Raw genomic sequence first — 25,796 nt, forward strand, 5'->3', positions numbered from 1 at the left:
GGTTCCCGGGTTGCGAACAGTCGCACCGGTGAATCAGTTCTACTTTACTTAATTGAAGAGTGTGCTTGTTCGCTAGAACCCGATAGGGTTTCGGTGGTCATTGCGTTAGGGAAACGCCCGGTTACATTCCGAACCCGGAAGCTAAGCCTTTCAGCGCCGATGGTACTGCAGGGGGGACCCTGTGGGAGAGTAGGACGCCGCCGAACAATCTTTGAAGGACCCTTGGTCCCAGCGTTCATGCTGGGACCAAGGGTCCTTTTGTTTTTTCTGGGCCCGCATCGGTTTGACTGGTGCGGGAGAATGGCTGCAGTACATGAAGACAGGAGTCATGCCGATGTCCACCAACTCTCCCGACGACCGGTCGGGCCGCGAGCCGCGGGGCCGGGAAGCCGGCGATCGGCGGGAGGCCCGCGGCTCCGGGCCGCGCCGCGACGGTGGTCGTGGTGGTTTCCGGCGTGACGACCGCCGCGATGAGCGGCCGCGCGGGCCGCGTCGCGATGATGACCGTGGTGGGTTCCGCCGCGATGACGACCGCGGTGGCATCCGCCGCGATGACCGGCGGGACGAGCGCCGGGATGATCGCCGGGACGACCGGTCGCGTGGCCCGCGTCGGGACGATGAGCGCGGAGGCCGCCCCGGCGGTTATGTGCGCCGCGATGACCGGGGTGGCCGCCCCGCCGGGCGATACGAGCGCCGGGACGACCGTCGTGATGACCGCCGGGACGACCGTCGTGACGAGCGGCCGCGCGGGCCTCGCCGTGATGACCGCGACGGTGGCTCCCGCCAGGGCGGCTTCCGCCGGGACCGTGACGATCGGCCGGGCTTCCGCCGGGACGATGACCGTGGCGGTTTCCGGCGCGATGACCGCCGGGACGAGCGGCCGCGTGGGCCGCGTCGAGATGATGACCGTGGTGGGTTCCGCCGCGATGACCGCGATCGTGACCGTGGCGGCCGGGGCGGCGGCTACGAGCGCCGGGATGAGCGGCCTTCGTACCGCCGTGACGATGACCGTGGTGGGTTCCGGCGAGATGACCGCCGGGATGAGCGGCCTTCGCACCGTCGTGATGACGACCGGGGTGGATTCCGTAGGGACGAGCGGCCTTCGCACCGTCGTGACGATGACCGTGGTGGTTTCCGGCGGGACGACCGTCGGGATGAGCGGCCTTCGTACCGTCGTGATGACGACCGTGGTGGGTTCCGGCGAGATGACCGCCGGGACGAGCGGCCCTCGTACCGCCGTGACGACGACCGCAGCGGGTTCCGGCGGGATGAGCGGCGTGACGATCGTCGGGATGACCGTCGTGACGAGCGGCCGCGTGGGCCTCGCCGTGATGACCGGGACGGTGGTTTCCGGGGTGGTCGGGACGACCGCGGGCCGCGTCGTCCGTATGGTCAGGGACAGGGCCGTGACGACCGGCGCTCCGGCGGCGGCGGTGGGTTCAAGCGCCGTGACGACCGCACCGGCGGCTACGGGCGTCGCGAAGAGCGCGGCAGGGACCGCGACCGCGAGCCGATCAAGCGGCTGCCGATCGCCGAGGACGTCACCGGCGAGGAGATCGACAAGGGCGTGCGGCAGGAGCTGATGAGCCTGCCGAAGACCCTTGCCGAGGACGTCGCGAAGAACCTCGTCATGGTGGCCAAGCTGCTGGACGACGAGCCCGAGCGGGCGTACCAGTACTCGCGCGTCGCCCTGCGGCTCGCCTCCCGGGTGGCCGCTGTGCGCGAGGCCGCGGGCTTCGCCTCGTACGCCGTCGGGAAGTACGCCGAGGCGCTCGCGGAGTTCCGCGCCGCGCGCCGGATGACCGGCAACTCCGAGCTGTGGCCGGTGATGGCCGACTGCGAGCGTGGCATGGGCCGTCCCGAGCGGGCGCTGGCCATGGCCGGTGAGCCGGAGGTGCAGAAGCTGGACCGGGCCGGTCAGGTCGAGATGCGGATGGTGGCCGCCGGTGCCCGGCGTGACATGGGCCAGGCCGATGCCGCCGTGGTCACCCTGCAGAGCCCGGAGTTGGCCTCGAACTCCATCCAGCCCTGGACTGCCCGGCTGCGCTACGCCTACGCCGACGCGCTCCTGGCGGTCGACCGCGAGGACGAGGCCCGCGAGTGGTTCGCCAAGGCGCTCGAGGCGGATCAGAGCGGGAGCACGGACGCGTCGGACCGGCTCGCCGAGCTGGACGGGGTCGAGTTCGTGGACGCCCTCGACCCCGAGGAGGCGGTGGACGGCGACGCTCGTCAGCCGGTCGAGGAGTCGAAGGTCGAGGAGTCGGAGGTCGACCAGCCGGTCGAGGAGTCGGAGGCCCAGGAGCCGGAGGTCGACGAGGTCCCGTCCGACGAGGACATGGTCGAGACCGAGGCCGAGACCGAGACCGAGGCCGAGGCCGAGGCCGAGGCCGACGATGTCGACGACGCCGCCGAGCCGGTGGCCGAGGCGACGTCCGAGGTCCAGGCGGCCCGGTCCGACGAGGACGGCGACGACCGCTGACGCCATGACATGAGGGGGCGGGATCCCGGACCGGGATCCCGCCCCCTTCGCATGTCCGCCCCCGAAGGGCTCAGCCCAGCGTCAGGCTCCGCAGTACCAGACCCGTCGCCGGCTTCGGCCCGAAGGACGTCGACTTGTGGGGCATCGCGATGCCCTGCCGCGCCAGCTCGTGCACCACGTCCTCGCGTACCGGATGCATCAGCACCACCGTGCCGCCCAGCCGTTCCGCCTGCTCGACGGCCGCCGTCGGATCGTGGAGGTAGCCGATGTGCTCGGGCGTGTCCGGGACGTGCCACAGATGGTCCAGCAGGGTGTGGTGGAGCACCGTGGCGTCCAGCGTCCGCCATGCCTCGGGTCGTCCGTCGGGGACCGTACGGGCCAGCAGCTCCGGGTCCGGCCGGTCCAGGAGGTGGAAGCGGCCGCCCCCGGCCAGCAGGAAGGCGTTCGGAGCGCCGGGCTCGGCACGCGCCGCCTCGGCGGCCTCGGCGAGGGTTTCCAGGGCGCGCGGAAGCGGGCCGTCGACCGTCCGCACCCGGAAGGCGCGCCGCACCGCCGGAAGCGCCTCCTCCGGGGACAGCCGGCGGAGCAGCCGGTGGATGGCCCGGACCCGGAGCGGATAGCGGGCGGTGTCGACGAGCAGGACGAGCCCGAAGTCCCAGGGGCCGGGCTCCCGTCGCTCCTCGCGCAGCCGCAGATAGGTGGCCCAGCGGTGGTGGCCGTCGGCGATGAGGGCCTGGTGGTGGCGGAGGTCGGTGGAGACCGCCACGAGGTCGGCGGGGTTCGTGACCCGCCACAGATGGTGGTCGACGCCGTCCTCGGTGGTCGTGGAGAGCAACGGCTCGCGCAGGATGGTGCGTTCGATGACCCGCGCCGCCCCGCCGGTGCCGGGCCCGGCGGCTCCGCTCCCTGAGGGCTCGTCGGGCTCGTTTCCCGAAGTCCCGTTCCCGTTCCCGTTCCCGTTGCCGTTTCCGTTGCCGCGGTAGGCGAGCAGCAGCGGCTCCAGATGGGCGGCGGTGGCGCGCATCAGATCGGCTCGGTCTTCGACGACATGCGGCATGACCTCCTCGTGGGGGAGGACGATGCCCTCCTCTCGGGGGCTCAGCCGCAGCGCGCCGATCAGCCCGCGCTGGAGGGCCGGGCCGTCGCGCTGCTCATAGACGTAGAGCGCGGGTTCGGGGTCCGGGGCGAGCACTCCGTCCGCCTGCCAGCGGCGCAGCGTCTCGGCGGCCTGGCGGTGGCGGGCCTCCGGGGTCCCGGCCTGCGGCAGGATCAGCCGGACGATGTTGTACGGGTCCGCCGTCTCGAGCTCGCGCAGGCCCTCGGGCCTGACCACCACGTCGTAGGGCGGTGAGGTGACGGCGGCGAGACTGCCGACCCGCTCCGCGACATAGCGCAACCCCCGGAAGGGGGTGAGCTGCAGACCTTGTCCGCCAGGCCCTGGAATGCTCATCAGTGAATGTTATGCCCCGCGCGGCGATACGCGATGATCGGGGGAGAAGCGCACAGATCTGCGAGGAGTGGCCCCCATGAACCAGCCCGTCCGCACCCGGCCCGAGGCGAGCCGGCAGTCGCTGAACGAGGCGTACGACACGGCCCTGCTGGACCTCGACGGGGTGGTGTACGCGGGCGGCGAGGCCATTGACCATGCCGTGGAGTCGCTGGTCACCGCGCGGGACGGCGGGATGCGGCTGGCGTATGTGACCAACAACGCGCTGCGGACGCCGGAGGCGGTGGCGGAGCATCTCACCCGGCTCGGGATGCCCGCCACCCCCGACGATGTGATCACCTCCGCGCAGGCGGTCGCCCGGCTGATCTCCGAGCAGCTGCCGAAGGGGGCCCGGGTGCTGGTGATCGGCGGGGAGGGGCTGCGGGTGGCGCTGCGCGAGCGCGGGCTGACGCCGGTGGACTCGGCGGACGACGACCCGGCGGCGGTGGCACAGGGGTACGGCGGGCCGGACATGCCTTGGGCGCGGCTGATGGAGGCGGGGTACGCGGTGGCGCGCGGGGTGCCGTGGTTCGCCTCCAACCTGGACCTGACGATCCCCAGCGGACGGGGCATCGCCCCGGGCAACGGCGCGGCGGTGGAGGTCGTGCGCATCGTGGCGGGCACGTCCCCGCAGGCCGCGGGGAAGCCGCTGCCGCCGATGCACCGGGAGACGATCCTGCGGACCGGTGCCCGGCGGCCGCTGGTGGTCGGGGACCGGCTGGACACCGATATCGAGGGCGCGTACGCGGGCGGGGTGGACTCGCTGCTGGTGCTGACCGGGGTGACCACGGCCGCACAGCTGCTGGCCGCCGAGCCCGGGCACCGGCCGTCGTTTGTGGACCGCGACTTGCGGGGGCTGCTCACCCCGCAGCCGGAGGTGGCGCACGACGGGGAGTCGGGCGGCTTCCGGTGCGGGGGCTGGGCGGCGTGGGTCGAGAACGGCGCGCTGGTGCTGGAGGGCGGGGGCGAGGAGCCGCTGGACGGGCTGCGGGCGCTGTGCGCGGCGGCGTGGTCCGGGGCGGGGGACGGTGTGAGCGGCGCGGACGCCGGGAAGGCTCTGGCCCGGCTGGGGTTGTGAGCCGCCGCGGCTGGGACTCCGCGCCGACGGAGGCTGGGGCTCCGCGCTGACGGAGGCTGGGACTTCGAGCCGACGGGGGATGGGGCTCCGCGCCGACGGGGGATGGGACTTCGAGCGCCGCCGCGGCCGAGGTTCTGAGCCGACGAGGGCTGTGCGGCCGAACTCGCGCTCCGGGGAGCCCGCATGGATGCGACCAGCAGGACTTAGGGTAACCTAACTTAACCTGAGTCCTGATCGGCCGTGCTGTGAGGTGGAGTTCCGCGTGACCCTGGTCAGTCCGGCGAAAGCCGGGACCGAGACAGCGAGCGCGCCGCCCCGGTGGCGCACCGCGCGCCGTGTGACCGGATTGGCCGTCTCGCTGGGCGTGCTGCTGGCGATCGCCGCGGCGTCCATCGCGATCGGCGCCAAACCGATTCCGCTGGACCAGGTGTGGCACGGGCTGTTCCACTACAGCGGCAGCGACACCGATGTGGTGATCCGGGACGTACGGCTGCCGCGCACCATCCTCGGGCTGCTCGTCGGCGTCGGCCTCGGCCTCGCGGGCGCGGTCATCCAGGCCCTCACCCGCAACCCGCTGGCCGACCCGGGGCTGCTGGGGCTGAACGCGGGCGCGTCCGCCGCCGTCGTCTCGGCCATCAGCTTCCTCGGCGTCACCTCCCTCACCGGCTATGTGTGGTTCGCGTTCCTCGGCACCGCCGTCGTGTCCGTGCTGGTCTACGCGCTCGGCGGCAGCCGGAGCGCCACCCCGGTGCGGCTCGCGCTCGCCGGGACGGCGGTGTACGCGGCGCTCTACGGATACGTCAACGCCGTGGAGCTGCTGGACACCGCCGCGCTCGACAAGATGCGCTTCTGGACGGTGGGTTCACTCGCCTCCGCCAATATGACGGTGCTCCGGCAGGTGGCCCCGTTCCTCCTGGTCGGCGCCGTGCTGGCGGTTCTGCTGGGCCGTTCGCTGAACGCCGTGGCGCTCGGCGACGACACCGCCCGCGCGCTCGGCAGCAACCTCAACCGCACCCGGGCGCTCTCGATGATCGCGGTCACCCTGCTGTGCGGGGCCGCGACCGCCGCCTGCGGCCCGATCGCGTTCGTCGGGCTGATCGTGCCGCATCTGGTCCGCGCGCTCACCGGGCCCGATATGCGCTGGATCCTGCCGTATGCCGCGGTGCTCTCGCCCGTTCTGCTGCTGGGCGCCGATGTGGTCGGGCGGTTGGTCACCCGGCCCGCGGAGCTCCAGGTCGGCGTCGTCACCACCTTCATCGGCGGGCCCCTCTTCATCTACCTCGTACGCCGCCGAAGGATGGCCCAACTGTGAACGCGAGCAAGCGCACCGCCAAGTCCGGGACGCGCGGGGTCACGCTGCGCACCGCCGGTCTCTCGCTGCGCCTGGACGTCCGCGGCGCGGTCGTGGGGCTGCTGCTGATCGCCGTGGCGCTCGTGATGAGCGTCGTGCTGATCGGCACCGGCGACTTCCCCATCGCTCCCGCCGATGTGGTGCGGACACTGCTCGGCAACGGCACCGTGGCCCAGGACTTCATCGTCAACGAACTGCGGCTGCCGCGGGTGCTGGTGGGGCTGCTCGTCGGGGCGGCCCTGGGGATGGGCGGGGCGATCTTCCAGTCCATCTCCCGCAATCCGCTGGGCAGTCCGGATGTGATCGGCCTCGGCCAGGGGGCGGCGGCCGGGGCGCTCACGGCCATCGTGCTGGTCAAGGGCGATTCGAACGCGGTCGCCACCGGGGCCGTCCTCGGCGGGGTGCTGACCGGACTGGCCGTCTACGCGCTGGCCTGGCGGCAGGGCGTCCACGGCTATCGGCTGGTCCTCGTGGGCATCGGCACCTCCGCGACGTTCACCGCCGTCAACGGCTATCTGCTCACCCAGGCCCGCCATGAGGACGCGGCACGCGCGGTGATGTGGCTGACCGGCTCGCTGAACGGCCGCGACTGGGACCAGGTCTGGCCGCTGCTGGCCGTCTGCGCGGTGCTCATGCCCGTGGTCCTCGGGCAGGCGCCGAATCTGCGGATGCTGGAGATGGGCGACGACAGCGCCTACGCCCTCGGGGTGCGGGTGGAGCGGACCCGGATGGTGCTGATGGGCGCGGCCGTGCTGCTGGTCGCGTCCGCCACGGCCGCCGCCGGGCCCGTCGCCTTCGTGGCGCTCGTCGCCCCGCAGCTGGCCCGCAGGCTCACCCGCTCGCCCGGTCCGAACCTGCTCCCCGCGGCCTGGATGGGCGCCGCGCTGCTCGTCACCGCCGACTGGGCCGCCCAGCGCGCCTTCGGGGCCGATCAGCTGCCGGTGGGGGTGCTCACCGGGATGCTGGGCGGCGCCTATCTGCTGTGGCTGCTGGTGACCGAACGCAGGGCGGGGCGGATATGACGACGGTGGACACGACCCGGACGGAAACTGTGGACACGACCCGGACGGAAGACGACATGGACAAGGACACCCGGCAGACCGTGGCTTCCAGCACGAGTGGCACCCAGGACCAGCGGCAGCGGCAGCGGCTCATGGCGGAGGGGCTGACCCTCGCCTACGACCGGCGCACGGTCGCCGAGAAGCTGTCCGTGACCATCCCCGACCACTCCTTCACGGTCATCGTCGGGCCGAACGCCTGCGGGAAGTCGACCCTGCTGCGCGCCCTGTCCCGGATGCTCAAGCCGGCGGCCGGATCGGTGCTGCTGGACGGGCAGTCGATCGGCTCGCTGCCCGCCAAGAAGGTGGCCCGCACCCTCGGGCTGCTGCCCCAGTCCTCGATCGCCCCGGACGGGATCACCGTCGCCGACCTGGTCGCCCGAGGCCGCTATCCGCACCAGGGGCTGCTGCGGCAGTGGTCGGAGACGGACGAGCGGATCGTCGACGAATCGATGGCGGCGACCGGGGTGGCGGAGCTCGCGGATCGCTATGTCGACGAATTGTCCGGCGGTCAGCGCCAGCGGGTGTGGATCGCGATGGCCATCGCCCAGCAGACCCCGCTGCTGCTCCTCGACGAGCCCACGACCTATCTGGACATCCAGCACCAGATCGATGTGCTGGACCTGTGTGCCCAGCTCCATGAGGAGCAGGGCCGCACCCTCGTCGCCGTGCTGCACGATCTGAACCACGCCGCCCGCTACGCCACCCATCTGATCGCGATGCGGGGCGGGGAGGTCGTCGCGGAGGGGGTGCCGGGGGACGTGGTCACGGCGGGGCTGGTGGAGCGGGTCTTCGGGCTGCGCTGCCAGGTGATCGACGACCCGGAGACGGGGACACCGCTGGTCATCCCGGCCGCCCGCCGGTCCCGTACGGCAGGGGCGGAGGCGCCTCTGGCGACCGCCGCGGTGAGCGAGTCCTGAGGGGCGGCGCGGAGTGGGGGCGCCTGGAGTGGGGCAATGCTCGGGCCGGAGCAGGGCTCGGGGCGGGGCGGGGCCCCGGGGTGGGGCAGGGCCCGGGGTGGGGCGCTTGTCTAGATCAGCTTCCGCAGCCGCAGCAGGTCGCGCAGCCCGGCCTCGAGCTTGATCCGCCCGGTGCCCCACGCGCGTGCGAAGTGCAGCTCGCCGTCGACCAGGGCCACCAGGTCGTCGCCGGTCATCGCCAGCCGGATCTGCGCACGCTCGGCCGGGGGGCCCGACGCGGTCGTCACATCCTCGATCCGGCTGTCCTCGAGACGGCCGACGAAAGTGGTGTCCAGGTCGGTGATCCAGCAGCTGACCGAGCGATCGAGCGCGGCAGCGCTGCGAAGGTCCCCGTTCGCGGTCGCGAGGTTCTCCGCCAGTTTGTCGAGTGCGCTGCGGCACTGTTCCAAGGTCGCCATCGCGGACGACGTTACCCCAGGTCTCGTACGTCGGAGAACGAGGGATTCGCGGTAGCGTCGGGGCCATGAGTGAGCCGATGTCGGCCGGGTGGCCCGGCCCGCAGCCCGGTCCGGCGGCCGAGGAGGCCCGGGAGGCCGCGCCGGAGCCGGTGCCCGAAGGGGCCGAGGGGGCCGTGGACGTCGCGCCGGAGCCGGTGCCCGAAGGGATCGAAGGGGCCGTGGACGTCGCGCCGGAGCTGGTGCCCGAAGGGATCGAGGGAGCCGAGGACGTCCCGCCGGAGCCGGTGCCCGAGGCCGTGCCCGAGCCGTCCGGGCCCGCCGATCCGGCCCCGCTCGGCGTGGACCGTACGCCCACCGGCGTCGCCGAGGTGGACGCCCGGCTGGCCCGGCTGGCCGACGCCGACCACCTCGGGACGAGCGGACATCTGGAGGTGTACGAGGATGTCCACCAGGGCCTGCGCGACACGCTGACTGCACTCGACCGGCGGCCCGGACCCCCGCCGCCTGGCCCGCGGCCCCCGTCCGCTGCGTAAACGACCTCAGGAGCTGAACCACCCGTGGCAGTGACCCGTCCACGACGCGTACGACTCGACGCGGAGCTGGTGCGCCGCAAGCTGGCGCGTTCGCGTGAGCATGCCAGCCAGCTGATCGCCGCGGGCCGGGTCACCGTCGGCGGGACGATGGCGACCAAACCGGCCACCCAGGTGGAGACCAGCGCGGCAGTCGTCGTGATCGAGGACGACAGCGATCCGGACTATGTCTCGCGCGGCGGCCACAAGCTGGCGGGCGCGCTGTACGCCTTCAGCGAGGAGTACCGGAAGGGCGCGGGCGCGGGGCAGGACCCCGGGGTCCGCCCGGCCGCGGGAGCGGGGACGGGGCTGCAGGTCGCCGGGCGGCGGGCGCTGGACGCGGGCGCGTCCACCGGAGGCTTCACGGACGTCCTGCTGCGCGCGGGCGCCGCGGAGGTGCTCGCCGTCGACGTCGGCTACGGGCAGCTCGCCTGGTCGCTGCAGAGCGATGAACGCGTCAGTGTTTACGACCGTACAAACGTACGCGAGCTGACACTTGAGCGGATTGGTGGGAAACCGGTGGACCTGGTGGTCGGTGATCTCTCCTTCATTCCGCTCGGGCTCGTCCTGCCCGCCCTCGTGCGGTGCGCGGCGCCCGACGCCGATCTGGTGCTGATGGTCAAACCACAGTTCGAGGTCGGCAAGGAGCGGCTGGGCAGCGGGGGAGTGGTCCGCAGCGCCGAACTGCGCGCCGAGGCGGTGCGCACGGTGGCCGGGCGGGCGGCGGACCTGGGACTGGGGGTGCTGGGCGTAACGGCCAGCCCGCTCCCGGGGCCATCGGGTAACGTCGAGTACTTTTTGTGGATGCGCGCCGGGGCGCCGGCACTGGACCCGGCGGATGTTGACCGTGCAGTGGCGGAGGGGCCCAGTTGACCACTTCAGAAGCAGCGCAGCAGAAGGACGCAGTGTCCGAGCCCGGAGCCGGGGACGTGGCGGTGGCACCGGCGGTCGAGCCGATGACGCCGGCGGCCGAGGCGACGGCGGACCGCACTGTCTTCCTCCTCGCGCACACCGGCCGCCCTGCGGCCATCCGCAGCGCCGAACTGGTCGTTCAGGGGCTGCTGCGCAGCGGAATCGGGGTGCGGGTGCTCGCCGCCGAGGCGGCGGACCTGCCGCTGCCCCCCGCTGTCGAGCGCGTCGACGCGGAGCGTGACGTGCTGAACGGCTGTGAGCTGCTGGTCGTCCTCGGCGGGGACGGGACGCTGCTGCGCGGCGCGGAGTTCGCCCGGGTCTCAGGCGTGCCGATGCTCGGGGTGAACCTCGGCCGGGTGGGCTTCCTGGCCGAGGCCGAGCGGGACGACCTCGACAAGGTCGTGGACCGGGTGGTGACCCGGCAGTACGAGGTCGAGGAGCGGATGACGATCGATGTGCTGGTCCGCAACGACGGGCACATCGTGCACACGGACTGGGCGCTGAACGAGGCGTCGGTGGAGAAGGCCGCGCGTGAGCGGCTGCTCGAGGTGGTCACGGAGGTCGACAACCGTCCGGTCTCCCGGTTCGGTGGCGACGGCGTGGTCTGTGCGACCCCGACCGGCTCGACGGCGTACGCCTTCTCGGCGGGCGGGCCGGTGGTGTGGCCCGAGGTGGAGGCGCTGCTGATGGTGCCGATCAGCGCCCACGCGCTGTTCGCCAAGCCGCTGGTGACGTCGCCGAAGTCGGTGCTCGCGGTCGAGGTGCAGCCGCAGACCCCGCACGGGGTGCTGTGGTGCGACGGGCGCCGCACGGTGGAGCTTCCGGCGGGGGCGCGGGTCGAGGTGCGGCGGGGGGCGGTGCCGGTGCGGCTGGCCCGACTCCACCATGCGTCGTTCACGGACCGCTTGGTCGCCAAGTTCGCCCTGCCGGTGGCGGGGTGGCGGGGCGCTCCGCACTAGGGGGTGTCCGACGGCTCGTGCCGCCTGCGGCGAGCTGTTCCCCTACCCGCCCCTTCCCGAACGATGGGGCCGCGCCCCCTCGCACCCCCACCGGGGCCCCGCCCCGGACCCCGGGATCCAGGGGCGAGACCCCTGCCCCGCGGCGGAGTTCCGCTACCTCAGCGTCTCTGGCGAACCCCAGCCCCTCCGGCGCTTGAGGAGCGGGGTCCGGGGCGGAGCCCCGGTTTCGGGAAGGGGCGGGGTGGGGGCTCTCCGCCGGAGGCGTCCGCCCACCCCGTACCGGGCAGATGTGCGGGTGGACCCCATAAGTGGCGCCCCTTCGTCGCATCGCACCGACCAAACCTCGTATGGTCGTGCACGTGCTGGAGGAGATGCGGATACGTGCCCTGGGCGTCATCGACGACGCGGTCGTCGAGTTGTCGCCCGGCTTCACCGCGGTGACCGGTGAGACCGGTGCGGGCAAGACCATGGTCGTCACCAGCCTCGGGCTGCTGCTGGGCGGCCGCGCCGACGCCGCCCTGGTGCGGATCGGGGCCAAGGCGGCGGTCGTCGAGGGCCGCCTTACGGTCGACGCCCGCTCGGCGGCGGCCGTAAGGGCCGAGGAAGCGGGGGCCGAGCTCGACGACGGTGTGCTGTTGATCAGCCGTACGCTCTCCGCCGAGGGGCGGTCACGCGCGCATCTGGGCGGCCGCTCGGTCCCCGTGGGGCTGCTGGGCGAGCTGGCCGACGATCTCGTGGCCGTGCACGGCCAGACCGATCAGCAGGGCCTGCTGCGGCCCGCCCGGCAGCGGCAGGCGCTGGACCGGTACGCGGGCGCCGCGGTGGCCGGGCCCCTGGAGAAGTATGCGGGGGCCTATCGCCGGCTGCGCGCCGTCTCGGCCGAGCTGGAGGAGCTGACCACGCGGGCCCGCGAGCGGGCGCAGGAGGCGGATCTGCTGCGCTTCGGCCTCGAGGAGGTCGCGGCGACCGAGCCCCGCCCCGGCGAGGACGAGGAGCTGGCGGCCGAGGCCGAACGGCTGGGGCACGCCGAGGCCCTGGCGTCCGCCGCCGCCGTCGCGCACGCCGCCCTCGCAGGGAACCCGGAGGACCCGGAGGGCGTGGACGCGGCCACCCTGGTCGCGGGCGCCCATCGCGCCGTGGAGGCCGTGCGCTCCCATGATCAGGCACTCGCCGGGCTCGCCGACCGGATCGGCGAGGTCGGCATCCTGCTGTCCGATGTGGCGGGGGATCTGGCGGGGTACGCCGACAACCTGGACGCCGACCCGATCCGTCTGGCGGCCGTCGAGGAGCGCCGCGCCGCGCTGACTCAGCTGACCCGTAAGTACGGGGAGACCATCGCGGACGTGCTGGCCTGGGGCGAGCAGGGCGCCGCGCGGCTGGCCGAACTCGACGGCGACGACGACCGCATCGGCGAGCTGACCGCCGAGCACGACGCGCTCCGCGCCGAGCTGGGTGAGTTGGCGCAGTCGCTCACCGACGCCCGTACGGAGGCGGCGGGGCGCTTCGCGGAGGCGGTCACCGCCGAACTGGCCTCCCTGGCGATGCCGCACGCCCGGGTCACGTTCGCGATCCGTCAGACCGAGACGGAGACGGAGGCGGACGGCATCGAGGTGGGCGGCCGCCCGGTGGTCTTCGGGCCGCATGGCGCCGATGAGGTCGAGCTGCTGCTCGCGCCCCATCCGGGCGCCCCGCCCCGGCCGATCGCCAAGGGCGCCTCCGGGGGTGAGCTGTCCCGGGTGATGCTCGCGGTCGAGGTCGTCTTCGCGGGCTCCGACCCCGTACCGACGTATCTCTTCGACGAGGTGGACGCGGGTGTCGGCGGTAAGGCTGCGGTCGAGGTGGGCCGCCGGCTGGCCAAGCTCGCCCGCTCCGCGCAGGTCGTGGTGGTCACCCATCTGCCGCAGGTCGCGGCCTTCGCCGACCGGCATCTGGTGGTCGAGAAGACCAACGACGGGTCGGTGACCCGAAGTGGCGTGAAGGCCATGGAGGGCGAGGACCGCGTACGGGAGCTGTCGCGGATGCTCGCGGGCCAGGAGGACTCCGAACTCGCGCGGGCGCACGCGGAAGAGCTCCTGGAGGCGGCCCGCGCGGGACGCTGACCCTTCACACGACGCTTCACGCGACGCTTCACGCGATCCCTTGCGCGACGCTCCTCCCGAACCTTCACGCGACGCTTCCCCAATCCTTCACCCGAACGGGTGGTACCGCGGACGAGCGGGCGAGTTCGGGGCAGGCGTCACCTGGGAGCGTTGCGACGAGGGTTCGGCGAGTGCTGGCATTCTTGGGCGGAGCGCGTCCGCACCGTCCCCCCATCGCCCCGACACCGTCTCAGGAGCTCCGCCCGCGTGAGCAGTACCGTGAGCAACACCCCGGTCCAGCCGCACGGGCGGTCGTCGCTGCACGCGGTCCAGGTGCTGGGCGCCGGGAGTTCGGGCAGCGGGGTGCATGTGAGGTCGCTGTCGGCCGGGCTGGTGGCGCGCGGACTGCGGGTGACCGTGTGCGGGCCCTGGAGCGCCGAGCGCGGCTACGGCTTCACTCAGACGGGAGCGCGATTCACCGGGCTCGACGCGCTGACGGACGCCGGAAGCATGGCGTCGCTGCGCAGGGCCACCCAGGGCGCGGCCCTGGTGCACGCCCACGGGCTGCGGTCGGGGCTGCTGGCGGCGGTGGCGCTGCGTGGCCGGAACGTACCCCTGATCGTCACCTGGCACACCCGCGTGGACGCCGAGGGCGCGCGGGCCCGACTGATCCGGCTGATGGAGCGTCGGGTGGCGCGGGCCGCCGCGATCGTGCTCGGGGCCTCCTCGGATCTGGTGGCCCGGGCCCGGGTCCGCGGTGCGCGCGACGCCCGGCTGGCCCCGGTCGCGGTGCCCGCCCCGCGCCGGCCGCCGGAGACCGCCGACGGGCGCCGCCAGAAGGCGCGGGCCGAACTGGGCGTGGTGGAGCGGCCGTTGCTGGTCACGGCCGGGCGGCTGGAGGCGATGGCCGGACACGGCCCGCTGCTGGACGCGGCGCGGCGCTGGCGGGTGCTGGATCCGCGGCCGCTGCTGGTGGTGGCGGGGGAGGGGCCGGACCGTGCGGTGCTCCAGCGCCGGATCGACACCGAGGGGCTGCCGGTGCGGCTGCTCGGCCGCCGCGAGGATGTGCCGCAGCTGCTCTCCGCGGCCGATGTCGCGGTGCTCTCCAGCCGCTGGGAGGCCCGGTCGCTGCTGGCCCAGGAGGCGCTGCACGCGGGGGTGCCCCTGGTGGCCACGGCGGTCGGCGGGGTGCCGGAGCTGGTGGGGGAGGCGGCCGAACTCGTCCCGTACGGCGACCCCGAGGCCCTGGCCGAGGCAGTGACCGGGCTGCTCGCCGATCCGGTGCGCAGGGTGGAGCTCGCGGCGGCGGGGCGGGCGCGGACGGCGGGTTGGCCGACGGAGGACGACACCGTCGCCCATGTCCTGAGCGTCTACGATGAGTTGGTGCAGACCTTTCTGCGTGAAGGGGTTGACGGGCCCGGTCGTTGATCGGCAGGGTGCTGGGCAGAGGAACGAGAGAGCGCTCTCAACTTTGTGCCTCCCGTCACCCCCCACGCCATTTTCCCGGCAACCCCCACTACGCCGAGGAGCACCATCATCATGATCAGTCGCAGGAAGCTGCTGGGTGGAATCGCCGCCTCCGCCGCCGCCGCGGGAACCGGCCTCGCGTTCGCCGGCGGCCGCGCCAGCGGAGCACCGGGCGCTAAGGCCGCCGCCTCCCTGCCCCTGACCGTCGTGAACAAGACGGGGCAGTACGACAACGCGTCGGTATGGCTCTACATCGTCGGCAACGAGGGCGACCGGCAGGTCCACGTCACCCCGGACGGCAACGTCGCCCCCGTCGCGCTCTCCGACAACGGCTCGGACGGCTTCACCGACTACGCGATCCCGCTGGCCGGAAGCGGCGAGACCAAGCTGAACCTGCCTCAGATGTCCGGCCGGATCTATGTGGCGCTGGGCTCCAAGCTCAAGCTCAAGGTGGTCGAGGACGGGGCGGGCAAGGCCGCGCTGCAGTACCCGGCGGGCTGGGTGTCCGGCGACCCGAACTACGACATCATGCACGACTGCGCGGAGTTCACGTACAACTCCTCGGGGATGTTCTGCAACACCACCATGGTGGACATGTTCAGCGTCCCGCTGTCGATCCACCTCACCGGCGCCCAGGACCAGACGACCGGCACCCTCAAGGACGGCGCCCGCGCCAAGGTCTTCTCCGACCTCGCCGGTGTCGACGCCTTCAAGAAGCTGATCGTCGGTGACAATCTGCGGGTGATCGCTCCGGGCCACGGCATGGGCGCGGGGGTGTTCGCGGAGGACTACTTCGCGTCGTACATCGACCAGGTCTGGGACGCCTACGGCTCGAAGGACCTCAAGGTCACCACGAACGCGGGCACCTTCACCGGCCGGGTGAGCGGCGGGAAGTTCGCCTTCACCGGCCCGGCCTCGGTCTCCTTCGACAAGCCCTCCACCAAGGACGTGCTGTTCTGCGACGGCGCCCTGGCCGCGCCCAACGACGGGACCACGGGCCCGGTCGCGGCGATCCTCGGCGCGGGCTTCAACCGCTCCACGCTGCACAACGCCGATGCCCAGCCGACCACCGACCCGGCCGCCTTCTACGGCGAGGACGTCACCAACCACTACGCCAAGGCCATGCACGCGGCGACCGTGGACGGCAAGGCGTACGGCTTCGCCTTCGACGACGTGGCCGAGTTCGCGTCCTACATCCAGGACACCGCGCCGAAGGGGATCACGCTGACCCTGACCCCGTTCTAGGGGGTGTGGGGGGGCTTGGCGCCCGCGGCGGGCTGTTTCCCCTCCCCGCCCCTTCCCGACACCTGACGATATGCGGCTCCGCCGCGTGGGGGCTCCGCCCCAGACCCCGGGGTACAGGGGCGGAGCCCCGCCACGCGGCGGACACCCGGTAGGCCCGTCCGGTGGAGCGGTCTTCGCGCCCGCGATATCAGCGGCCGCCGCCACGAGGCCCGCGGCGTCTGGTACGGGGGGTGCCTCCCGGCGGTGGCCGGGGGCGCCGTACCAGGCGTCGCGGGCCGCGAAGATCCGCCGGGCTGGGCCGGGCCAGAGGCGGGGGCACCGGGCGGCCGGGCGGGGAGGTGTTCGCGGCACACGGCGAGGGCGGCGCCGCGGACAGCGAGGGAGCCACTCCCCGCCCGGCGACACGGGGGGACGCCGGGCGGGGTCCCGGGCATACGGGACGGGCCGCATCCGCGTCGGGGTGGGTCGTGCCTGTGTCGGGGTGGGCTGTTCCCGTGTCGGGGTGGGCCGCATGCGTGTCAGGTGGGTCGCGCCTGTGTCGGGGTGGGTCGTGCCTGTGTCGGGGTGGGCCGCATCCGTGTCAGGCGGGCCGCACCTGTGTCGGGTGGGCCGCACGCGTGTCAGGCGGGCCACACGTGCGTTGGGGTGGGCTGTTCCCGTGTCGGGTGGGTCGTGCCCGTGTCGGGGTGGGCCGCATCCGCGTCAGGCGGGCCGTGCCTGCGTCGGGGCGGGCCCAACCGCGTCAGGCGGGGTGGCCCGTTGCCGTGTCACCGGACATGGCGGCGGGCCTGGAGGGCCACCCCCAGGGCGAGCACCGTCCGGGGGTCCTCCAGATCGCTGCCCAGCAGCGACGCGATCCGGGCCAGCCGGTCGTACAGCGTCTGGCGGTTGAGGTGCAGTGCGCGGGCCGTCTCCGCCTTGCGCCCCGCATGCCGCAGATACGTCTCCAGCGTCGGCACCAGCGGCGGGCGGGCGGTGCGGTCATGGGCCAGTAGTGGACCGATCACCCGGTCCACGAAGGCGGCCAGATCGCCGTGCTCGCGCAGTCGCCACAGCAATAGGTCGACATCCAGGCTGCGTACGTCGTACCAGCCCCGGTCGGGCGGCGATCCGCACGCCGCGTTCGCCGCCTCCGCCGCATGCCGCAGCTCGGCTCCGGCCGCGTCCCAGCCGACCGCGAGCCCGGCGACCACCACCGGCGGCCGGGCGCCGGCCCGGTCCGGCCAGGCCCGCTCCACCCCGGCCCGCAGCGCCGCCGCGATCCGCTCGGCCACCGCGCTCCGCTCGGTCGCGTCGCGCAGCCCCGCCAGCAGCGGAACCCGACCCTCCGGAAGCCGTACGCCGAGCAGCACCGGCACCCCGACCCCAGCCAGCTCCTCCTGCACGGCGTGGACCAGCGCGGCCCAGCTCTCCCCGCCCCCGGCCAGCGGCCGCGGATCCTCCACCAGCCGCATCACCACCGGCAGCAGCGGCCCGCCCGAGCCCGGCCGGAAGCCCAGCACCCGGGCCTGCGCGGGGGCGTCCAACGCCTCGATCCGGCCCTCGGCGAGATCGGTGAGGAAGTCCCCGCGCCCGCGCGCCGCCAGCTCCTCCTCCTGACGCGCCCGCAGCAGCACCACCGCCAGCAGATCCGCCGTCCGCTCGGCGGCGATCCGGTGCACCGGGCCCAGCGGCCCGGCCACCGGAAGGACGGTCAGCCGCGCCCGTACGGCACCGGGGCCGGGCCCGCCGCCCGGGATGTCCGCGATCACGCTGCCCGCCGGCGGCTCGGGCCGCTCGGCCGCGCGCGGCGCCCGCAGCCCCTCCCACACCTGCAGCGGATCGGCCGCGCCCGCCGGGGGCGTACCGCCCGGCCCGGCCGCGTACAGCAGCTGTCCTTCGGGGGTCTCCAGGAAGACCGGATTGGCCGCGAAGGCGGCGAAGTGGCGCAGGATCTCCGGCACCCCGCCGCCGCGCAGCAGCACCTCGGTGGCCTGCCGGTGCACCACATCGGCCTGGCGCAGCAGGGCGTAGTGCTCATTGACGATCTCGGTGTGGATCTCCTCGGTGACCGTCACGAACGGCACCTCGCGATGGAGCTGCACCAGCGGCAGCCCGCACGAGCGCGCGGTGTCCACGACCGGCCCCGGCAGGGTGCGGAACCGGGCGCCCAGCTCCACCACCAGCGCCGCGATGCCCCGCTCGGCGAGCCGGCGGACGAAGGCGCGCTGCTCGGCGGGGCGCGGACCGACCCCGAGACCGGTGGTCAGCAGCAGCTCACCGCCCTTGAGCAGCGCGGCGATGTTCGGCGCCTCGCCCGCGTGCACCCAGCGCACCGGGCGGTCCAGCAGCTCCTGCCCGGACACCACCTCGGGGAGCCCGCGGCGCAGGGCGGGCAGGCCGAGGGCCCGTGCCACGGTGATCGTTCCCTGTGGTTCCATGCCGCCACGCTAAGCGCTCCGCGGGAAGTGCCGCGAGGTGCGGTCGTTCGTCCGCGGCGCCGTCGTGGCTGGTCGCCCACGCGGCGGAGCCGCATATCGACACCGCCGCGGCGGAGCCGCATATCGACACCGCCCCGCGCCCCTTGGGGGTGCCCGGGCCCCCAGGGCCCGGGCCGGGGGTCAGCCTCCGTACGCGCCGGACGCGGTCAGCCGCAGCGCGGTGTCGATCAGCGGCACATGGCTGAACGCCTGCGGGAAGTTGCCCACCAGACGCTGGTTGTGCGAGTCCCACTCCTCGGACAGCAGCCCGAGGTCGTTGCGGAGCGCCAGCAGCTTCTCGAAGAGCTTCCGGGCCTCGTCCACCCGGCCGATCATCGCCAGGTCGTCGGCGAGCCAGAACGAGCAGGCCAGGAAGGCCCCTTCGTCACCCTCGAGACCGTCCACCCCGGCGTCCTCGCCCGCGGTGGGGTAGCGCATCACGAAGCCGTCCTCGGTCGACAGCTCCCGCTGGATCGCCTCGATGGTGCCGATGACGCGCTTGTCGTCCGGCGGCAGGAAGCCCATCTGCGGGATGAGCAGCAGCGAGGCGTCCAGCTCCTTGGAGCCGTAGGACTGGGTGAAGGTGTTCCGCTCGGCGTCGTAGCCCCGCTCGCAGACGTCCCGGTGGATCTCGTCGCGCAGCTCCCGCCAGCGGTCCAACGGCCCGTCCACATCGCCGGATTCGATCAGCTTGACGGTGCGGTCGACCGCGACCCAGGCCATCACCTTGGAGTGCACGAAGTGGCGGCGCGGCCCGCGCACCTCCCAGATGCCCTCGTCCGGCTCGTCCCAGTGCTCCTCGAGGTAGCGGATCAGCTTCAGCTGGAGCACGCTCGCGTAGTCGTTGCGCGCCAGGCCCGTCATATGGGCCAGGTGCAGCGCCTCGGTGACCTCGCCGTAGACGTCGAGCTGGACCTGGCCCGCCGCGCCGTTGCCGATCCGGACCGGCTGGGAGTTCTCGAAGCCGGGCAGCCAGGTCAGCTCGGCCTCGGACAACTCCCGCTCGCCCGCGATGCCGTACATGATCTGGAGGTTCTCCGGGTCGCCCGCGACCGCGCGGAGCAGCCATTCGCGCCAGGCGCGGGCCTCCTCGCGGTAGCCGGTGCGCAGCAGCGAGGAGAGGGTGATCGCCGCGTCCCGCAGCCAGGTGAAGCGGTAGTCCCAGTTCCGGACGCCGCCGATCTCCTCGGGCAGCGAGGTGGTGGGCGCCGCGACGATACCGCCGGTGGGGGCGTAGGTCAGCGCCTTGAGCGTGATCAGCGAGCGGACCACCGCGTCCCGGTAGGGGCCGTGGTACGTGCAGTGCTCGACCCACTCCTTCCAGAACGCCTCGGTGGCCTCCAGCGCGCCCTCCGGCTCGGGCAGGGCGGGCGGCTCGCGGTGCGAGGGCTGCCAGCTGATGGTGAAGGCGATCCGGTCGCCGGGGCCCACCGTGAAGTCCGAGTAGGTGGTGAGGTCCTTGCCGTAGGTGTCGGCCTCGGTGTCCAGCCACACCGAGTCCGGACCCGCGACGGCGACGGTACGGCCGTCCACCCGGTGCACCCAGGGCACGACCCAGCCGTAGGAGAACCGCATCCGCAGCGCGGAGCGCATCGGCACCCGGCCGCTGACCCCCTCGACGATCCGCACCAGTTGCGGGGCGCCGTCACGGGGCGGCATGAAGTCGATCACACGGACGGTGCCGCGCGGGGTGTCCCACTCCGACTCCAGGACCAGGGAGTCGCCGCGGTAGCGGCGGCGGTCCGCGGCGGGCGGCGGGCTCCCCGCGGGGGCGGCGGGCCCCAACCGCCAGAAACCGTGTTCCTCGGTGCCCAGCAGACCGGCGAAGACGGCATGGGAGTCGAACCTCGGCAGGCACAGCCAGTCGACGGTCCCGTCTCTGCAGACGAGGGCGGCCGTCTGCATATCACCAATCAGTGCGTAATCCTCGATACGCCCGGCCACGTGCATTCCCCATTCGAACGGCCGTATCACCCCGGAGGGCGTTTTCTACGGTCTCGGAAAATTTTGACGAGCTCTTGTTCCGGGGGCGTGCTGGTGGTGCCGTGCCGGGGTGGCTCGCATGCGTGCGTCCGATGAGGATACGACGGACAACGGTGATCCGCTTGAGCCCGTCCACATCGTGGCTCGCATCTCACGGCCGATCGGGTGGCCAGGTCACGCATGGTGTTCGGGCGATTGCGCAGACCGAACGCGGGAACCAGGTCAGCAACGACCGCTCCGGGGCGCTGATACCCTGGTAGCCCGTGGAGCGGCGGGCACAAAACCCCCGAACCTCAGCGGCGGCGCCCCCGGACCTCGGAGCGGCTGCCGTACGCACCCTCACGACGCGACCACGGGAGCCCCCTCTTGGCCATTGCCGCTAAGCCCATGACGACCAAGCACCTCTTCGTCACCGGGGGTGTCGCCTCCTCACTCGGCAAGGGTCTTACCGCCTCCAGTCTGGGGGCGCTGCTGAAGGCGCGCGGTCTGCGCGTCACCATGCAGAAGCTCGATCCGTATCTGAATGTCGACCCGGGCACGATGAACCCCTTCCAGCACGGCGAGGTGTTCGTCACCAACGACGGCGCCGAGACCGATCTGGACATCGGCCACTACGAGCGTTTCCTCGACGTCGACCTCGACGGCTCGGCCAATGTGACCACCGGACAGGTCTACTCCACCGTAATCGCCAAGGAGCGGCGCGGTGAGTACCTCGGGGACACGGTGCAGGTCATCCCGCACATCACCAACGAGATCAAGCATCGCATCCGGCGCATGGCCACCGATGACGTGGACGTCGTCATCACCGAGGTCGGCGGCACCGTCGGCGACATCGAGTCGCTGCCCTTCCTGGAGGCCGTCCGGCAGGTCCGGCACGAGGTCGGCCGGGACAACGTGTTCGTGGTGCACATCTCCCTGCTGCCCTACATCGGCCCGTCCGGCGAGCTGAAGACCAAGCCCACCCAGCACTCGGTGGCCGCGCTGCGCAATATCGGTATCCAGCCGGACGCGATCGTGCTGCGAGCCGACCGCGAGGTCCCCACCTCCATCAAGCGCAAGGTCTCGCTGATGTGTGACGTGGACGACGCCGCCGTGGTCGCCGCCATCGACGCCAAGTCGATCTACGACATCCCCAAGGTGCTGCACTCCGAGGGCCTGGACGCCTATGTCGTCCGCAAGCTGGACCTGCCCTTCCGCGACGTGGACTGGACCCAGTGGGACGACCTGCTGAAGCGGGTCCACGAGCCCGACCACGAGGTCACCGTGGCGCTCGTCGGCAAGTACATCGACCTGCCCGACGCCTATCTCTCCGTCACCGAGGCGCTGCGGGCCGGCGGCTTCGCCAACAACGCCCGCGTGAAGATCAAGTGGGTCACCTCCGACGACTGCAAGACGGCGGCCGGCGCCCGGGAGCAGCTCGACGGCGTGGACGCGGTCTGCATCCCCGGCGGCTTCGGCGACCGCGGTGTCATCGGTAAGGTCGGCGCGATCACCTACGCCCGGGAGAACAAGATCCCGGTACTGGGCCTCTGCCTGGGACTCCAGTGCATCGTCATCGAGGCCGCGCGCAACCTCGCGGGCATCGAGGGCGCCAACTCCACCGAGTTCGAGCCCGCCACCACCGACCCGGTGATCTCCACCATGGCCGAGCAGCTCGACATCGTCGCGGGCGAGGGCGACATGGGCGGCACCATGCGGCTGGGCATGTACCCGGCCAAGCTGGCCGAGGGCTCGATCGTCCGCGAGGTCTACGACAACCAGCCGTATGTCGAGGAGCGCCACCGCCACCGCTACGAGGTCAACAACTCCTACCGCGGTGAGCTGGAGAAGAAGGCCGGGATCGTCTTCTCCGGCACCTCCCCGGACAACAAGCTCGTGGAGTACGTGGAGTACCCGCGCGAGGTCCACCCCTATCTGGTCGGCACCCAGGCCCACCCCGAGCTGCGCTCCCGCCCGACCCGTCCGCATCCGCTCTTCGCGGGCCTGGTGAAGGCGGCGGTCGGGCGACAGGTGGCAGCTCAGACGCGGGGTGCGAGCGTCTGACCGTTACGGTTGGCAGGGGCGGGCGGCCGGCGCGGCCCACCGCCCCGGCAACCGCACGCGGAAAGGACGCTGAGGCAAGCATGCGCATCCAGGACACCCCCGAGGAATGGCCGGTCACCGCCACCGCCACGCCGTTCACCGGCAACAAGACGAGCGTGCGCACGGACGAGGTGGAGATGCCCGACGGGAGCCGGGTGAAGCGCGACTACCAGGTCCACCCCGGCTCCGTCGCCGTCCTCGCCCTGGACGGGGACGACCGCGTGATCGTGCTGCGGCAGTACCGGCACCCGGTCCGGCAGCGGCTGTGGGAGATCCCGGCCGGTCTCCTGGACATCCCCGGTGAGAACCCGCTGCACGCCGCCCAGCGGGAGCTGTACGAGGAGGCGCACGTCAAGGCCGAGGACTGGCGGGTCCTCATCGACCTCTACACCTCGCCCGGCGGCTGTGACGAGGCCGTGCGGATCTTCCTGGCCAGGGAGGTCTCCGTGGCCGAGGGCGAGCGGTTCGAGGTCTCCGAGGAGGAGGCCGACATGGAGCTCGCCCGGGTGTCCCTGGAGGAGCTGGTGCGCGGCGCGCTCGCGGGCGAGCTGCACAACAACTGCCTCGCGACGGGCGTGCTGGCGCTGCGGGCCGCGCTCTCCGGCGACGGCATCGACGCCCTCCGGCCCGCCGACGCCTCCTGGCCGGCCCGGCCCTTCGACGCCTGAGCCACTGCCTGAGCCACTGATGGGGCGCATGGGCCCCGCTCGGCCTCGGTGAAGATCCGATGGAGTGATTTTCGGTCCGTGCTGTGGGCGGCGAGTACCGGGTACCTGACGCGGAGTGAACTACGCTCATAGTGAGCCGAAGGGGCTCGTACGCGCAGGTGGACGGGAGTGGGCCCGTGGCGGAGCAGGCGGTCGACACCGATGGGGAGCCGGGCGCCCCAGGGAAGCGGCAGCCGCCGCCCGCCGCGTCCGCTTCATCCGCTTCGTCCGTCCCCGGCCGCCCGCCGGAATCCGCTACCGGCCGTCCGCCGGAGTCCGTCCCCGGCCGTCCGCCCGAATCCGCCCCCGGTAGTCCGCCGGAAGATGAGACCTCCTCCTCCGACACCCCGCCGCGGCAACGGCGCTCCACCGCGGGCGCCCAGGACGGCGGGGTGTGGAGCGGGGCGACCCGGGCCGTGCTGTTCGCGGCGGCCGCCTCCGTGGGGCGGGGGTTCGCCGGGCGGCGGCGCGAGCTGCTCTCGCTGCGGGCCGATATCGAGCGCGCGGGCCTGGACACCATCGCCGGCCGCAAGGCCGCCCGCAGCCGGGTGCTGCTGATCGCGGGCCGTCCCGGCTGGGGCCGTACGGCGCTGGCCGAGGAACTCGCCCGGCGGCTCGCCGACGACTACCCCGACGGAGTGCTGAGCGCCCGGCTGACGACCTCCGCCGGCGATCCCGTGCCCACCGAGCGCACCGCCCGTGAGCTGCTGGGACGGCTCGGGGTCAGCGCCCCGCCGGGGGCGGACGAGGACGATCTGGGCGAGGCGCTGCGCGCGGCCCTCGATGGCAAGCGGGTGCTGCTGCTGCTCGACGACGTGGCCGGGGCCGAGCAGGTGGACGCGCTGCTGCCCGACGAGCCCGACTGCCTGGTGGTCGCCGTCTCGCGGGGCCCGCTGACCGGGGTGCCGGATGTGCGGCCGTGCACGGTGGGCGGGCTGGATGTGAGCGCGGCGGTCGGGCTGCTGGCGCAGTACACCGGCCCCACCCGGATCACCTGCGATCCGGTGGCCGCGCAGTCCCTGGTCGAGGAGTGCGCGGGCCAGCCCGCGGCGCTCGTCCTGGTCGGCGGCTGGCTCGCCGCCCGCCCCCAGGCTTCGGTGGACGACGCCCTGGCCCGGCTGCGCGAACTGCCGCCGGACGAGGGTGACCTCGACCACGGCGCCCGCCCGCTGACCCGCGCCTTCCGGCTGGCCTACGCCGCGCTGCCGTCGGCCGCCGCCCGGATGCTGCGGCTGCTGGTGCTGGCGCCCGGCGGATCGGCCGACGCCCAGATCGCCTCCGCGCTGGCCGGCTGCTCGGTGGCGGACGGCGAGGCGGCGCTGGAGGGCTTCGCCGCGTACGGGATGCTGCGCCCGCGCGGCACCGGCCGCTACCTGGTGCCCGGCTGCCTCGATCCGCTGCTGCGGGAGCGGCTGGCGGCCGAGGAGCGCCCGGCGGAGGTGGAGCTGGCGCGGGCGCGGATGCTGGAGCGCGCCGTACGGCAGCTGCACACCTGCCGGCTGGCGGCCGAGCCCCCTGGTTCGCCGGGCCGGAAGAAGCTGGCCGGAATGCCGAAGCCGCTGCGGTTTTCGTCGTCGGCGGAGGCGGCCGGCTGGCTGGAGGAGCGGCTGCCCACCCTGATCGAGGCCGCCCGGATGGCCGTCGAGACCGGTCAACTCGACACCCTGGCACGGCGGTTGGTCGCCGCGCTGACCCACGCGCTGACCGCCCACCGGGGCTTCGAGGGCGCGGCGGTGGAGCTGTACGGGCTGCATCAGCTGGTGCTGGACGTGGCCCGGCGCCGCGATCTCCCGGTGGAGCGGGCGGCCGCGCTGCTGAACCTCGGCGATCTGGACGGCGGGGCGGGCCGGGTGGACAAGGCCCTCGCCCGCTACAAGAGCGCCCTGGAGGCCGCCCGCGCCTCGGGCGATCCGTATACGACCGGGCGTGCGCTGGAGTCGATCGGCGGCACGTACCAGGCGCTGGAGGACTGGCACCGGGCGGCCGACTGGTACGGACGCGCCCTGGAGCTGCGGCTGAGCCGCCGCGACACGCCCGCCGCGGCCCGGCTGTACGCACGGCTCGGCACCGTCCACGGCTACGCCGGGCGGTGGGGCGAGGCGCTGCGCGACTGGCGTGCCGCCGCGGCCGCCTGCCGCCGGGCGGGCGACCAGCCGGGGTACGCCCGGGCGCTCGGCGGCACCGCGGACGCCCAGGAGCGCTCGGGGCGGCCGAGGGAGGCGCTGCGCACCTGGGCGGAGACCGCCGCGGCCGCCCGGACCTGCGGTGACACCGGGCTGCACGCCGAGCTGGCGCGCCATGCGGCGGACGCGATGGACCGGCTCGGCGGGGATCCCGCGGTGGCGCGGTCGCTGCGGCGCACCGCCCGGAGGATCGAGGCGGGCGAGGCGGAAGACACCGGTCCGTCACCTCAGAGTGGGGCCTGAAACGCTGCCGACCTACGAAATCAGTAGTGGTCTTCCAAAAGATTGATGCATTGCAAGGCTAGACAGCGCGACGTCCTTC

General features: G+C 73.2%; 18 protein-coding genes, 1 rRNA gene and 1 pseudogene. 16 read left to right on the forward strand and 4 right to left on the reverse strand.

Annotation, left to right across the window (positions count from 1 at the left end; genetic code table 11):
* Nucleotides 1-89 precede the first annotated feature (89 nt).
* The 3 genes and pseudogenes from rrf (at nt 90) to JK364_RS25930 (ending at nt 2,479) form a co-directional block, all read left to right on the forward strand.
* Nucleotides 90-206, forward strand: a 5S ribosomal RNA gene (gene rrf / locus JK364_RS25920).
* Nucleotides 207-313: 107 nt separating this feature from the next.
* Nucleotides 314-1,459: pseudogene (locus JK364_RS58120) on the forward strand (hypothetical protein); the annotation flags it as partial.
* Between the two features lie 54 nt (nt 1,460-1,513).
* Nucleotides 1,514-2,479, forward strand: a complete 966-nt coding sequence (locus JK364_RS25930) for a tetratricopeptide repeat protein (protein WP_307841391.1) — start codon at nt 1,514-1,516, stop codon at nt 2,477-2,479.
* 70 nt (nt 2,480-2,549) lie between these two features.
* Here the strand turns inward: JK364_RS25930 and JK364_RS25935 are convergent, their stop codons facing one another.
* A complete protein-coding gene (locus JK364_RS25935; RefSeq protein ID WP_201853703.1) occupies nt 2,550-3,929 on the reverse strand; it encodes a DUF1015 family protein in 1,380 nt (459 codons plus the stop codon).
* A 76-nt stretch (nt 3,930-4,005) separates the two neighbouring features.
* On the opposite strand from JK364_RS25935, the gene JK364_RS25940 reads away from it, so the two are divergent.
* The 4 genes from JK364_RS25940 to JK364_RS25955 all read left to right on the forward strand — a co-directional run bounded on the left by JK364_RS25940 (nt 4,006) and on the right by JK364_RS25955 (nt 8,372).
* Nucleotides 4,006-5,043 carry an HAD hydrolase-like protein gene (locus tag JK364_RS25940; protein ID WP_201853704.1) on the forward strand — a complete coding sequence of 346 codons (1,038 nt, stop codon included), beginning with the start codon at nt 4,006-4,008 and terminating at the stop codon, nt 5,041-5,043.
* Between the two features lie 262 nt (nt 5,044-5,305).
* Complete coding sequence (locus JK364_RS25945; RefSeq protein ID WP_201853705.1) at nt 5,306-6,355, forward strand: FecCD family ABC transporter permease; 1,050 nt, start codon at nt 5,306-5,308, stop codon at nt 6,353-6,355.
* Nucleotides 6,352-7,416 carry a FecCD family ABC transporter permease gene (locus tag JK364_RS25950; RefSeq protein WP_201853706.1) on the forward strand — a complete coding sequence of 355 codons (1,065 nt, stop codon included), beginning with the start codon at nt 6,352-6,354 and terminating at the stop codon, nt 7,414-7,416. The genes JK364_RS25945 and JK364_RS25950 overlap by 4 nt, the downstream gene beginning before the upstream one ends.
* 131 nt (nt 7,417-7,547) lie before the next feature.
* Nucleotides 7,548-8,372: an ABC transporter ATP-binding protein gene (locus JK364_RS25955; RefSeq protein WP_230992546.1), complete on the forward strand. Its 825-nt coding sequence runs from the start codon at nt 7,548-7,550 to the stop codon at nt 8,370-8,372.
* Between the two features lie 110 nt (nt 8,373-8,482).
* Here the strand turns inward: JK364_RS25955 and JK364_RS25960 are convergent, their stop codons facing one another.
* Nucleotides 8,483-8,830 carry a sterol-binding protein gene (locus JK364_RS25960; protein ID WP_201853708.1) on the reverse strand — a complete coding sequence of 116 codons (348 nt, stop codon included), beginning with the start codon at nt 8,828-8,830 and terminating at the stop codon, nt 8,483-8,485.
* Nucleotides 8,831-9,081: 251 nt separating this feature from the next.
* Here JK364_RS25960 and JK364_RS25965 point away from each other — a divergent pair, with 251 nt between their 5' ends.
* From JK364_RS25965 to JK364_RS25990, 6 genes are all read left to right on the forward strand, one after another.
* Nucleotides 9,082-9,363: a hypothetical protein gene (locus JK364_RS25965; protein WP_372461996.1), complete on the forward strand. Its 282-nt coding sequence runs from the start codon at nt 9,082-9,084 to the stop codon at nt 9,361-9,363.
* A 30-nt stretch (nt 9,364-9,393) separates the two neighbouring features.
* A complete protein-coding gene (locus tag JK364_RS25970) occupies nt 9,394-10,272 on the forward strand; it encodes a TlyA family RNA methyltransferase (RefSeq protein WP_201853963.1) in 879 nt (292 codons plus the stop codon).
* An 83-nt stretch (nt 10,273-10,355) separates the two neighbouring features.
* Nucleotides 10,356-11,270: an NAD kinase gene (locus JK364_RS25975; RefSeq protein ID WP_138913505.1), complete on the forward strand. Its 915-nt coding sequence runs from the start codon at nt 10,356-10,358 to the stop codon at nt 11,268-11,270.
* 347 nt (nt 11,271-11,617) lie between these two features.
* Nucleotides 11,618-13,369 carry a DNA repair protein RecN gene (recN, locus tag JK364_RS25980; RefSeq protein WP_201853709.1) on the forward strand — a complete coding sequence of 584 codons (1,752 nt, stop codon included), beginning with the start codon at nt 11,618-11,620 and terminating at the stop codon, nt 13,367-13,369.
* Between the two features lie 246 nt (nt 13,370-13,615).
* The gene (locus tag JK364_RS25985; protein ID WP_372461988.1) at nt 13,616-14,776 is read left to right on the forward strand and encodes a glycosyltransferase family 4 protein; all 1,161 of its coding nucleotides are present in this window, start codon (nt 13,616-13,618) and stop codon (nt 14,774-14,776) included.
* Between the two features lie 111 nt (nt 14,777-14,887).
* A complete protein-coding gene (locus JK364_RS25990) occupies nt 14,888-16,060 on the forward strand; it encodes a glycoside hydrolase family 64 protein (RefSeq protein WP_201853710.1) in 1,173 nt (390 codons plus the stop codon).
* A gap of 767 nt (nt 16,061-16,827) precedes the next feature.
* On the opposite strand, the gene JK364_RS25995 is transcribed toward JK364_RS25990, so the two are convergent.
* Together JK364_RS25995 and JK364_RS26000 are read right to left on the reverse strand one after the other, a co-directional pair.
* Nucleotides 16,828-18,480, reverse strand: coding sequence for a PucR family transcriptional regulator (locus JK364_RS25995; protein ID WP_201853711.1), 1,653 nt, complete (start codon nt 18,478-18,480; stop codon nt 16,828-16,830).
* Nucleotides 18,481-18,660: 180 nt separating this feature from the next.
* Nucleotides 18,661-20,469, reverse strand: coding sequence for a glycoside hydrolase family 15 protein (locus JK364_RS26000; RefSeq protein ID WP_201853712.1), 1,809 nt, complete (start codon nt 20,467-20,469; stop codon nt 18,661-18,663).
* A 420-nt stretch (nt 20,470-20,889) separates the two neighbouring features.
* Between JK364_RS26000 and pyrG the strand changes: the two genes are divergently transcribed.
* The 3 genes from pyrG to JK364_RS26015 all read left to right on the forward strand — a co-directional run bounded on the left by pyrG (nt 20,890) and on the right by JK364_RS26015 (nt 25,717).
* On the forward strand, nt 20,890-22,545 hold the full coding sequence (gene pyrG / locus JK364_RS26005) for a CTP synthase (RefSeq protein ID WP_201853713.1): 1,656 nt from the start codon (nt 20,890-20,892) through the stop codon (nt 22,543-22,545).
* An 80-nt stretch (nt 22,546-22,625) separates the two neighbouring features.
* Nucleotides 22,626-23,252 carry an NUDIX domain-containing protein gene (locus tag JK364_RS26010; RefSeq protein WP_201853714.1) on the forward strand — a complete coding sequence of 209 codons (627 nt, stop codon included), beginning with the start codon at nt 22,626-22,628 and terminating at the stop codon, nt 23,250-23,252.
* A gap of 176 nt (nt 23,253-23,428) precedes the next feature.
* Nucleotides 23,429-25,717 (forward strand): tetratricopeptide repeat protein, encoded by a 2,289-nt coding sequence (locus tag JK364_RS26015; RefSeq protein ID WP_201853715.1) that lies wholly within the window; start codon nt 23,429-23,431, stop codon nt 25,715-25,717.
* Nucleotides 25,718-25,796 lie beyond the last annotated feature (79 nt).

The sequence above is a fragment of the Streptomyces endocoffeicus genome, assembly GCF_016741935.1.
Classification (GTDB): Bacteria; Actinomycetota; Actinomycetes; order Streptomycetales; family Streptomycetaceae; genus Streptomyces; species Streptomyces endocoffeicus.

Excerpts from the sequence above, each read along its gene's own strand:
- JK364_RS25935 (WP_201853703.1), bottom strand. The coding sequence starts at position 3,929 with ATGAGCATTCCAGGGCCTGGCGGACAAGGTCTGCAGCTCACCCCCTTC.
- JK364_RS25940 (WP_201853704.1), top strand. The coding sequence starts at position 4,006 with ATGAACCAGCCCGTCCGCACCCGGCCCGAGGCGAGCCGGCAGTCGCTG.
- JK364_RS25955 (WP_230992546.1), top strand. The coding sequence starts at position 7,548 with ATGGCGGAGGGGCTGACCCTCGCCTACGACCGGCGCACGGTCGCCGAG.
- JK364_RS25960 (WP_201853708.1), bottom strand. The coding sequence starts at position 8,830 with ATGGCGACCTTGGAACAGTGCCGCAGCGCACTCGACAAACTGGCGGAG.
- JK364_RS25975 (WP_138913505.1), top strand. The coding sequence starts at position 10,356 with ATGACGCCGGCGGCCGAGGCGACGGCGGACCGCACTGTCTTCCTCCTC.
- recN (WP_201853709.1), top strand. The coding sequence starts at position 11,618 with ATGGTCGTGCACGTGCTGGAGGAGATGCGGATACGTGCCCTGGGCGTC.
- JK364_RS25990 (WP_201853710.1), top strand. The coding sequence starts at position 14,888 with ATGATCAGTCGCAGGAAGCTGCTGGGTGGAATCGCCGCCTCCGCCGCC.
- JK364_RS25995 (WP_201853711.1), bottom strand. The coding sequence starts at position 18,480 with ATGGAACCACAGGGAACGATCACCGTGGCACGGGCCCTCGGCCTGCCC.
- JK364_RS26000 (WP_201853712.1), bottom strand. The coding sequence starts at position 20,469 with ATGCACGTGGCCGGGCGTATCGAGGATTACGCACTGATTGGTGATATG.
- pyrG (WP_201853713.1), top strand. The coding sequence starts at position 20,890 with ATGACGACCAAGCACCTCTTCGTCACCGGGGGTGTCGCCTCCTCACTC.
- JK364_RS26010 (WP_201853714.1), top strand. The coding sequence starts at position 22,626 with ATGCGCATCCAGGACACCCCCGAGGAATGGCCGGTCACCGCCACCGCC.